The following is a 10,411-nucleotide window of genomic DNA, read 5'->3' as shown; positions in this document are numbered from 1 at the left end:
TTGTGACAAAATTGACAAAATTACATCTATTACAAGTCGTGATGTTACATCACATCACCATTCAATGACAAGCCGTCTATACGAATTGGGAAGTTTAGCGTTTAGCTCTCGCCACACGTTTCGCAATGCACTGTCACGAATGTTGTTCGGCGGTAAAGAGCAGCGAAGGCAGACGCTGCAGATTTGTCGTCACCGAAGGGATCACGCACATGAACTACCAGCCACGAGGCATCAGCGACATCCAGGGCCCGGCTTCCTATCTGAGCGAGATCGGAGCCGCTGAGGTGCTCCTCAAGAGCAAGCCGACCTGGAACGGCGTGACTGCCGAAGCCGTCGCGCGCATGCGTCTGCAGAACCGCTTCAAGACCGGCCTCGACATTGCCCGGTACACGGCGGCGCTGATGCGCAGCGATATGGCTGCCTATGATGCGGACACCACAAAATACACCCAGTCGCTTGGCTGCTGGCACGGCTTCATCGCCCAGCAGAAGCTGATTTCGGTGAAGAAGCATTTCGGCAAGACCGATCGCTGTTATCTGTACCTCTCCGGCTGGATGATCGCAGCACTTCGCTCCGAGTTCGGACCGCTTCCCGATCAGTCGATGCACGAGAAGACATCCGTGCCGGCGCTGATCGAAGAGCTCTATACATTCCTGCGTCAGGCGGACTCCCGTGAGCTCAACGACATTTTCCGCAACCTTGACGCGGCCCGCAAGGCCGGCGACACGGCGAAGGAAAAGGCGCTGATCCAAAAGATCGACACCTTCCAGACCCACGTCGTGCCGGTCATCGCCGACATCGATGCCGGCTTCGGCAATGCGGAGGCAACCTATCTGCTCGCAAAGAAGATGATCGAAGCAGGTGCGTGCGCCCTGCAGATCGAAAATCAGGTCTCCGATGAAAAGCAGTGCGGCCACCAGGACGGCAAGGTGACTGTGCCGCACGAGGTGTTCCTGGCGAAAATCCGCGCCTGCCGCCATGCCTTCCTCGAACTAGGCGTGGAAGACGGCATCGTCGTGACCCGCACCGACTCGCTGGGTGCCGGCCTCACGCAGCAAATCGCCGTGACCCACAAGCGCGGTGACCTTGGTGATCAGTACAACAGCTTCCTGGACTGCGAAGAAGTGACGGCTGCCAACGCCCGGAACGGCGATGTCATCATCAACCAGAACGGCAAGATGATGCGCCCGAAGCGGCTTGCCAGCAACCTCTATCAATTCCGTGCCGGCACCGGGGAAGATCGTTGCGTGCTCGACTGCATCACCTCGCTGCAGAACGGCGCCGACCTGCTTTGGATCGAGACCGAGAAGCCGCATATCGAGCAGATCGCCAAGATGGTCGACCGTATTCGCGAGGTGATCCCGAACGCGAAGCTGGCTTACAACAACTCGCCGTCGTTCAACTGGACGCTCAACTTCCGTTGGCAGGTCTACGATGCGATGAAGCAGGCAGGCAAGGATGTCAGCAGGTATAATCGCGCCGAGCTGATGAAAGCGGAATACGACGGTACGCCGCTGGCGATCGAAGCCGACGAACGCATCCGCACCTTCCAGGCCGATTCAGCCAAGCGTGCCGGCATCTTCCACCACCTGATCACGTTGCCGACCTATCACACGGCGGCTCTGTCGACCGATAATCTCGCGAGGGAATACTTCGGCGAGCAGGGTATGCTTGGATACGTGAAGAACGTTCAACGTCAGGAAATCCGTCAGGGTATCGCCTGCGCCAGGCATCAGAACATGGCTGGATCTGACATCGGCGATGATCACAAGGAATATTTCGCCGGCGAGGCCGCTCTGAAGGCGGGCGGCGCCCATAACACGATGAACCAGTTCGGTTAACGGCAACAGCAGGAGACTACCATGACCAAAGGCAGCAATTACTGGGTGATTGGCGGCGAGTTCGGTTCGATGAACTTCCACACGCTGGTGCATGGCTCGGCCCAGGTTCAGGGCCCGTTCTCGACCCGCAAGGAGGCCGAGGATGCCTGGCGCGCGGTCTCGGAAGAGAACCGGCACAAGGCCGGCGTGCGCTTCTCGATTGTGGAAGAGCCCAGCCGCGTGGTGGCTTGATACATTCTAGCGAATAAGAAGACGTCCAAGGACGAAAGCAGCCTCATCCGGTGAACCCGGGTGGGGCTGCTTGAGTCTTGAAACATCTCCGAGTGTAAGCCATTGGGAATAAACGGCCTTTGCGGAAAACATGGTTACTGATAGGTTAAGATCGTCGCGATCCATCAGGACAAGGGCCGTCAGCGTATGTCAGACGCACAGAATACCGGAAGCGAAGGCATCGGAGATCTGCGTCCGATGCGGCTGCGAGATGCGCTGCGGCAGGCGCGGATCGAGGCCGCCGATCGGACCGGCGTCGTCGTCGACCTGCGCGATGCCGAAGTGGCCCGGCTTGAAATTCTCAACGAGGCGCTCGATTCCCTGTTCGCGCAAGTTCCGGATCAGGTCGACCTGTTCGATCGCGGCATCAGCCAGGGTGAGACGCCGCGGCTGTGGATCGATGTGGTGGCCCATGTCGTGATGGGACGCGACAAGCGCATCTATCGTTTCGTGCAGGATACCCGTTTCGGCCGCATCGTGATCGCCGAATCCCACGATGTCGCGCCCGTCGTCGACGCCGTCACCGATTACGTCGCGCGCCGCATGGTCGAGCGCGAGCACGCGCTGGTCGCCACGCCGGCGCCGGCGCCGGTTGTGACCGACAAGCCGCGCCGCGGCGGGTTCTGGAGCTTCGTGCTCGGCTTCATTGTCGGCGTGATCGCGCTGTTCGGCGTGGCGCTGTTTGCGACCCTGCGGAATTTCTAGGCTATGGCCAGAGGAGTGGTCGCGACGTCAGGCGTACCGATCGCGCTGGCGATTGTCGCGACTGTTATCGCGGCCTCCTTGTTCCGCAAGTGGCTTCAGCTCCGACGCGCCGAGTTCATCCGGACCTATCGCTGGCCGCCGGGTCTGCTCGATCGGCTCGAGAAGCATCGCTCCGGTCTTGAGCGCAAGGACAGCGCATTGGTTTCGCGCGGCCTGCGTCAGTTTTTCATTGCCTATCTGATGAGCGGCAAGCGCTACGTCTCGATGCCGTCGCAAGCCGCCGACGATCTGTGGCACGAATTCATTCTCTACACGCGCGAATACGATGCATTTTGCCGGCGCGCATTCGGCGGGTTCCTGCATCATACGCCGGCGGTGGTGCTCAGCGAACATCGCCAGAGCAACGAAGGCCTCCGCCGCGTGTGGTGGTACTGCTGCAAGTATGAGAGCATCGATCCGGTCAAGCCGACGCGGCTGCCGCTGCTGTTCGCGCTGGATGCCAAGCTGAATATTCCGGATGGATTCGTCTATCATCCGCAATGCGAGCAACTGCGGAAAGACGGCGGTGGCGGCGCAGCCTATTGCGGCGGCGATTTTGCCGATAGTTCGATCGACGGCAGTTCCGCTGGCTTCGGCGATGCCGGTAGCGATGGAAGCCACGGCGGTCATGGTGGCCATGGTGATGCCGGTGGAGGTCACGGCGGTGATGCGGGCGGGGGCGGCGATGGCGGAGGCGGAAGTTGCGGCGGTGGAGGCTGTGGCGGGGGTGGTGGCGATTAATGGCCGTCTCCCGGACGCTGTGACAAGCTGAGTCCCGTCGCTCTATATCAATCGCGCGTGCCGCACTTCCCGCACCCGCAAGGCATCATTGATGCCGCGCACCGTCAGCTCGCAGCGCCACGCGTCGCCATCGCGCTCGATCGAAAACAAATTATAGGCCGCGGCGGGATAGCGGCCATGGGCGAGCGCGGAGGCCGAGGGCACGCCGACCGCCGGAATCGTGCCGTTCGGTCCGTCGAACCACATCGTGGAATGAATGTGATCATGCCCGTGCAGCACCAGTTCCACGCCGTGCCGTTTCAACAGCGCGAGCAGCCGCGGCGAATCCGTCAGCCGCTTGACGCGGGAATCCGAACGCAGCGGGTGATGGATCAGGAGGACGCGAAACGCCTGCTCGGTGGCCAGCTGCGCCAATATGCGGTCGAGCGCGGCAAGCTGGCTCTGCCCGAGCCAACCCGTCGCCATCAGCGGGAGTGTTGGAACCGCCGACGATACGGCGATCAGCGCCAGCGGGCCGCGCCGTTGCACCAGAGGAAACCTGTCGCCTTGAGTCGTGTCTTGAGTCGTGTCTTGGGTCGCATCGTCACCGCGCAGATATGTTTCGAATGTTTCGGCGAAGCGATGCTGCGTCGCCCGCACATAGGCATCGTGATTGCCGGGGATCACGGTGACGCGATCCGGCGCACCGACGCTCTCGAGCCAGGCCAGCGCCGGCGCAAATTCGGCCTCGAGCGCGAGATTGACGAGATCCCCGGTGACCGCGATGTGATCGGGGGTCTGCGTCTGCAGGTCCGATACCAGCACATCGAGCACGTCCCGCCGCTGGAATTTATGCCGGTTGCGGGTCCAGTTGAGATAGCCGAGCGCGCGTTTGCCGGCGAGATCGGCGAGCCGCGGCGCGGGCAAAGGCGGAAGATGCGGATCGGACAAATGGGCCAGGGTGAATGCCGCCATCACATGCTTCCGATCGGGTTGCCTGCGAGAAACAGCCGCCGCACGGTCACCTCACTAACCTGCAAAATCCCGTTAAGAGCTGCAGAGTCAAGACTTGCAAAGTCAAGACCTGCAAAGTCAAGAGCTGCAAAGTCAAGAGCTGCAATGTATTGGCAAGCGGGCCGCCGCGATGCAAGGATCAAACGCGATGTCGGCCGATCCGGAGTTCATGGACGTTGAACCTGCAGAGCGTGCGAAAGAGCCTTGAGCCGATCCTGCGGCGGGTTTTTCATCTCTATTGGCGGTTCGCCCGCGGCATGACGCTGGGGGTCCGTGCCGTGGTGCTGGACGGCCAGGATCGTGTGTTTCTGGTCAAGCACAGTTATGTCGCCGGCTGGCACCTGCCGGGTGGTGGCGTCGAAGTGGGCGAGACGTTCCGCCATGCGTTGCAACGCGAACTGGAGGAGGAGGGACGAATTGAACTGACCGGCGAGCCGGCCTTGCACGGCCTTTTCCTCAACAGCCATGTGTCTCGCCGAGACCATGTCGCGGTCTACCTGGTCAGGCATTTCAGGCAGGATCGCCTGCCGGAGCCGAATCGCGAGATCATCGCCTGCGGATTTTTCGAAGCCGGCGCATTGCCGGTCGAGACCACCCAGGGGACGCGCCTGCGGATATCGGAAGTGCTCGAAGGCCGGGCGTTGATCGCGACATGGCGTTAGAACCTTGGCGTTAGAACCTTGGCGCCAGACCCCTTGCGGGTTCGCTGGATTTGACGACAAACCGACTAGAACACCGCGCCGGGACAAAACGATGCATTATCTGAAAATGGCCTGCGGCTTCGTCTGTTTTCTGGTGCTGGCCAGCAATGTCTGGTCGATGTCGCACTGGAGCGAAAGCCGTGGTGTTTACGACGACGTCTGCTATTTGCGGCAAGCCCATCTGTTCCAGAGATTTGGGCTTCGCGGCCTGGACACCAATTTGTCCGGGGATGACGACCATTATCTGTCGGCAAAATTGAAGGCGATCGGTTTCCCGGCCTCGCAAACGCCACCCTGTCACACCTTGATGCCGGCGACCAACAAGCGCGTGATGCAATATCCGCCGGGAACGGGCTTTGTGCTGGCGGCCTTCCCGGAAGGGTTTCAGGTGATCCCGCTGTATGCTGTGACGACGGCGATCATTTTTGGCCTGGCCTTGCTCGGGATTTACGCCGCGCGCACCACGCCCTCGATTTTTCTCGCGGCGGCCTTTGGCTGCCTGGCCGTCTATCTGATGATCAACCCCACCAAGGCGAGCTATTCGATGGCGCCGACGATGGTGGCCTGTGCGCTGGCAGGGCTTCTTACGGCCAGGTTTTTCCTGCCCGGGCAGCGCCATCGCCTGCTTTTGGCGGGGCTGATCGGCCTCATCATCGGCCTGTCGGTGAATTTCAGATTGCCGAATTTGTTGCTCTCGACCGGCTATTTGCTGTTTTTCGCCGTTGCATTGTTATGGTCCCGGAAAATCGAGACCTTTCTGCAAGGTGCGTTATTCGGGGCGGCGTTCCTCGCCGGCATGGCGCCGACGCTGCTCGCGAACGCGATCAACGCCGGCAGCCCGTTCTCGACCACCTATGGCGGGGGCGATGTCACACCTCCCGATTTGAGCTTCGGCATTATCTGGCAGTATGTCGCCGACATGCAATTCGTCCTGCTGGTGCTGGCGGGGGCGTGGACCGCTGCGATGTGGCGTTCGACCCGCACGGCCGGCATGAGCCGGATAGCGCTGGTGACGGCTGGAAATCTGCTGCTCAACATCGCCTTCTTCATGAGCCATCCCGTTTTCACGCCGTATTACACCATCCCCATCGCCATGCTTTCGTTATGGAGCCTGCTGTTTGCGTCGCTGATGCAGCCGGCCGAATCCGTGGACGATGTGCCCGCCGGGCAGGCGGCAAATGCCTGATCGTGATATGGAGTTTGAGTCGGCAGGTTTTCTCGGGCGGGCATCTTTGCAATGATACCATCATCGATGCGGATCGCTGTTCTGGTGCCGTGTTTCAATGAGGAAGCCGCGGTCGCCAGCGTCGTTGCGGATTTTCGCAAGGCGCTGCCCTCGGCCGATATCTTCGTCTACGACAACAATTCATCGGATCGCACCGTTGCGGTGGCGCGCGACGCCGGCGCGCAGGTGCGCAGCGAGCGCCGCCAGGGCAAGGGCCATGTGGTCCGGCGCATGTTCGCCGATCTCGACGCCGACATCTACGTGCTGGTCGACGGCGACGCGACCTATGATGCCGCCAGTGCGCCGCGCATGATCGAGACGCTGTTGTCGGACCATCTCGATATGGTGGTCGGCTTTCGCGTCGATCAGGCGCAGGCCGCCTATCGGCCCGGCCACCGCACCGGCAACCGGATGCTGACCGGTTTTCTCTCGATGGTCTTCGGTCAGGCCTTCAAGGACATTCTGTCCGGATATCGCGTGTTCTCGCGCCGCTTCGTCAAATCGTTTCCGGTGCTGTCGGACGGTTTCGAGATCGAAACCGAACTGAGCGTGCATGCGCTCGAACTGGCGCTGCCGGTCGCCGAAATCGAGACGCCCTATTACGCCCGGCCGCAGGGATCGGTCAGCAAGCTCAATACCTGGCGCGACGGCTTTCGGATTTTCGGCACCATCCTGAAGCTCTACCGGTCGGAAAAGCCGCTGCACTTTTTCACCGCCATCGGGATTTTTCTGACCCTGGTATCGGTCGGCCTCGCGGTCCCCATCCTGGTCACCTATCTTGAAGTGGGCCTCGTTCCCCGTCTGCCGACCGCGGTGCTGTCGATGGGCCTGATGATCCTGGCCGTGCTCTCGGTGTCGTCGGGGCTGGTGCTCGATACCGTGACGCGCGGGCGCCGCGAGATGAAGCTATTGGCCTATCTGTCTCAAGCCCCCCTCAACAGGAGCTGATGCGGTTCGAAATCTGGCAGCGCCGGAACGATGGACCGGGCGTCCGCCAGATGCTATCCCGCGCGTTATCATGAGCGATCTCTCTGTTTCCATATCGGCCGAAACCGCCAACGACGCCCAGGCGATCGAACGTCTGCACGAGCGCACGTTCGGTCCCGGCCGCTTCGTGCTGAGCGCCTATCGGCTTCGCGAACATGTCGACCATTTGCTCGATCTGTCGTTTACCGCGCGGATCGGCACGCTGCTGGTGGGCTCGGTGCGCCAGCTGCCGGTCTGCATCGGCGATACCAGGGCCCTGCTGCTGGGGCCGCTGACGGTCGAGCCGCCGTTTCGCAGCCGCGGCATCGGCCGCGTGCTGCTGGATCGCGCGCTCCAGGAGGCCAAGGCGAAAGGGCATCGGCTGGTGGTGCTGGTCGGCGACGAAGCCTATTACGGCCGGGTCGGCTTCAAGCCGGTTCCGAAGGGCCGCGCGACCATGCCGGGACCGGTGGACTATAGCCGCCTCCTGGTAGCGGAGCTGGTCGACGGAGCGTTCGCCGAGGTTTCCGGAGCGATCCGCCCGGACTGGAGCTTGGCGCGCTAGCCGGACCTGACGGCGATATTCGCGTCTCAAAAACAGGTCACGCGTTCGGCGTCGATATAGCCCAATAGCAATCCCACGCCGAACAGCAGCACCAACCCGGCGGCGGCGAACTCGATCCCGCGCATCACTAGCGCGCCGGTGCCCTCGCGGCTGGCGGTGATCCGGCGCGCCAGCCCCTTTGCGGAGACCGCAAGGATGGCAATGGTGGCCACGGTAATTGCGGTGCCAAGCCCCATCACAAAGGTGGCGGCGATGCCGGCCCAGAACAGCCCCTGGGCCAGCGCGAACACCAGAACCAGAATGGCGCCCGAACAGGGCCGAATGCCGACGGTGAACACCGCGCCGAGACCGCGCCGCCAACCGCCCGGACCGGCCAATTGCGCGGGCTCGGGACCATGGGAATGCCCGCAATGCGCGTCGTGGACATGGTCATGGTCATCATGGTTGTGGGCAGGATGGTTATGGTCGTGATGGTCGTGGTCATGATGTTCTGGACCGCCATGATCGTGCGAGTGATGGTCGTGATGGTGATCAAGCGCGGCCGCGGATGAGCGCCATGCCCCGATCAAGCCGCGGCCCTTGGTCCAGACCAGCCGGGTGCCGAAGGCCGCTATCAGCGCGTAGCTCGCGATCTCGATCACGCGCTCGGCGCCGCACATGGTGTTCGCGGTGACGTTGAGCAGCCAGGCGCCGATGCCGACGATCAAGACCGCGATCAGCGATTGCATCAGCGCCGAAACGAACGACAGCGCGATACCGCGTCGCGCGGTCTCTTCATTGGCAACAAGATATGACGAGATCACCGTCTTGCCGTGGCCCGGTCCGGCGGCATGGAATATGCCGTAGGCGAACGAGATCGCCAGCAGCGTCCAGACCGCGCTGCCGTCGGCCTTGGCGGCGCGAATGGTCGACGACATCTCGCGATAGAATTCGGATTGCTTCATCAGCAGCCAGCCGACGATACCGCCGACCTGTGCGTCGGGAGCCGCGCGCGGGCCGCCAAACGGATTTTGCGCCAGCGCCTCATGCAGCGCGCCATCGGCGACAAGGCCGGCGGCCGCGATCGCCAGGCAAATCAACGCAATCTGTCGGCTTGTTGTCATGCGGGTATTCCTCACGGGCAATCCACGGAGATCTTGTTGGCGAACATCGCGCCATAATTGGCGTTCTCGCCATTCAGAAAGGTATCTTCGTTGAGCTTCTGGGCGACAGCGGTGCCGTCGCTCGGGCGCTGGACGGCGATGGTGCAAGTGGCCGGTGCGTTGACCAGGCGGATCGGTTCCTTCTTCTGCAGGGAAAAATCGACGAAATAGGTCGGATCGAAGATTTCGAGCGCGAGCTGTTTGACCCGAAAGGGGGTCTTGAACGGTAGCGTGAAGTGCAGCACCAGCGCAGCGTCCTTGTATTCAAGATAATAATCGATCGGTTCCGCGAACTTCTGCTTCCTGTTGTCTATCCTGGCGAAGGTGAAGAAGCCGAATTCCTTCAGCGACTCCATATTGGTCTTTGCCAGCGGCGCCAGTTCTTCGCGGCTATAGATGCCCTTTTTCCTGGTCACGATGCCCTGCAGGGCATAGGTCGAAAACATGTCGTCGAAGGTCCAGGCGTGGCGCACGCCGGTGATCAAGCCGTCGGCGGCGAAAATGAGTTCGCTTGCCGCGGCAACCCAGACATGCGGATGGGCCGCTGCCGGGCTCACACACATGGACAGCGCCACCATGGCGACTAGAGCCTTATCGGTTCTGATTGAATCAGAACCGGGCTCTAATCTTTTGTTTTGACGCGTTTTCTTCACGCGAACCGGTATCCACGGAGCCTTGTCATCGGGCGCGCATTCGCGCGACCCGTTGGCTCGAAAACGCTCTAATGCGCGGAGCAATATCGTCTACTCCGCCGCACGCGTGTGCGTGCTGCCGGAGGAACTGACATGGGCGCGATCGAGATCGCGCGACAGCAATCGCCCCGCGGCCCCCGACGAGCGGCCAACCAGTTCGAGATAGGTTTTCGTCACCCGGGTGAAATGATTGTAGATAATGACGGCCGGGATCGCCGCGACCAGGCCGAACGCAGTCGCCAGCAACGCTTCGGCGATACCCGGTGCGACGACCGCAAGATTGGTGGTCTGCGATTTCGAGATGCCGATAAAGCTGTTCATGATGCCCCACACCGTGCCGAACAGTCCGACGAACGGTGAGGTCGCGCCGATGGTGGCGAGCAATCCCATGCCGAGCCGGATCCGGCGTGCTTCCGCGCGCACGATCTCGGCAAAGCTCGAGGCCGCCCGTTCCTTGATGCCGGCGTCGCTGGAAATTCCCGCCGACAGCCGGGCCTCGCGCATCGCCGCGGCCAGCAACGACGACAACAC

General features: G+C 61.7%; 12 protein-coding genes. 8 read left to right on the top strand and 4 right to left on the bottom strand.

The annotated features are described in order from the left end of the window. Positions 1-209 precede the first annotated feature (209 nt). The 4 genes from ABR948_RS23755 (at position 210) to ABR948_RS23740 (ending at position 3,596) form a co-directional block, all read left to right on the top strand. Complete coding sequence (locus tag ABR948_RS23755) at positions 210-1,841, top strand: isocitrate lyase (RefSeq protein ID WP_428122789.1); 1,632 nt, start codon at positions 210-212, stop codon at positions 1,839-1,841. Positions 1,842-1,862: 21 nt separating this feature from the next. Further along, positions 1,863-2,072, top strand: coding sequence for a DUF4170 domain-containing protein (locus tag ABR948_RS23750; protein ID WP_428122787.1), 210 nt, complete (start codon positions 1,863-1,865; stop codon positions 2,070-2,072). Between the two features lie 186 nt (positions 2,073-2,258). Next, complete coding sequence (locus ABR948_RS23745) at positions 2,259-2,816, top strand: hypothetical protein (protein WP_428122785.1); 558 nt, start codon at positions 2,259-2,261, stop codon at positions 2,814-2,816. Between the two features lie 3 nt (positions 2,817-2,819). Then, complete coding sequence (locus tag ABR948_RS23740) at positions 2,820-3,596, top strand: glycine-rich domain-containing protein (RefSeq protein WP_428122782.1); 777 nt, start codon at positions 2,820-2,822, stop codon at positions 3,594-3,596. Between the two features lie 42 nt (positions 3,597-3,638). Here ABR948_RS23740 and ABR948_RS23735 read toward each other — a convergent pair whose 3' ends face one another. Then, complete coding sequence (locus ABR948_RS23735; protein ID WP_428122779.1) at positions 3,639-4,550, bottom strand: metallophosphoesterase family protein; 912 nt, start codon at positions 4,548-4,550, stop codon at positions 3,639-3,641. Positions 4,551-4,846: 296 nt separating this feature from the next. Between ABR948_RS23735 and ABR948_RS23730 the strand changes: the two genes are divergently transcribed. From ABR948_RS23730 to ABR948_RS23715, 4 genes are all read left to right on the top strand, one after another. Next, on the top strand, positions 4,847-5,251 hold the full coding sequence (locus ABR948_RS23730) for an NUDIX domain-containing protein (protein WP_428122792.1): 405 nt from the start codon (positions 4,847-4,849) through the stop codon (positions 5,249-5,251). 91 nt (positions 5,252-5,342) lie between these two features. Beyond that, positions 5,343-6,476 carry a hypothetical protein gene (locus ABR948_RS23725; RefSeq protein WP_428122777.1) on the top strand — a complete coding sequence of 378 codons (1,134 nt, stop codon included), beginning with the start codon at positions 5,343-5,345 and terminating at the stop codon, positions 6,474-6,476. 51 nt (positions 6,477-6,527) lie between these two features. Next, the gene (locus ABR948_RS23720; RefSeq protein ID WP_428122774.1) at positions 6,528-7,463 is read left to right on the top strand and encodes a glycosyltransferase family 2 protein; all 936 of its coding nucleotides are present in this window, start codon (positions 6,528-6,530) and stop codon (positions 7,461-7,463) included. 70 nt (positions 7,464-7,533) lie between these two features. Beyond that, a complete protein-coding gene (locus tag ABR948_RS23715; protein WP_428122771.1) occupies positions 7,534-8,046 on the top strand; it encodes a GNAT family N-acetyltransferase in 513 nt (170 codons plus the stop codon). 26 nt (positions 8,047-8,072) lie between these two features. Here the strand turns inward: ABR948_RS23715 and ABR948_RS23710 are convergent, their stop codons facing one another. The 3 genes from ABR948_RS23710 to exbB all read right to left on the bottom strand — a co-directional run. Beyond that, positions 8,073-9,149, bottom strand: coding sequence for a nickel/cobalt transporter (locus ABR948_RS23710; RefSeq protein ID WP_428122768.1), 1,077 nt, complete (start codon positions 9,147-9,149; stop codon positions 8,073-8,075). A gap of 11 nt (positions 9,150-9,160) precedes the next feature. Continuing rightward, on the bottom strand, positions 9,161-9,766 hold the full coding sequence (locus tag ABR948_RS23705; RefSeq protein WP_428122766.1) for a DUF1007 family protein: 606 nt from the start codon (positions 9,764-9,766) through the stop codon (positions 9,161-9,163). Positions 9,767-9,931: 165 nt separating this feature from the next. Then, positions 9,932-10,411: tonB-system energizer ExbB (gene exbB / locus ABR948_RS23700; protein ID WP_428122764.1), on the bottom strand; the 480-nt coding region annotated here is incomplete at its 5' end.

The organism is Bradyrhizobium sp. (assembly GCF_050014615.1).
GTDB lineage: Bacteria > Pseudomonadota > Alphaproteobacteria > Rhizobiales > Xanthobacteraceae > Bradyrhizobium.
This window is presented reverse-complemented; position numbering and strand designations above follow the sequence as displayed.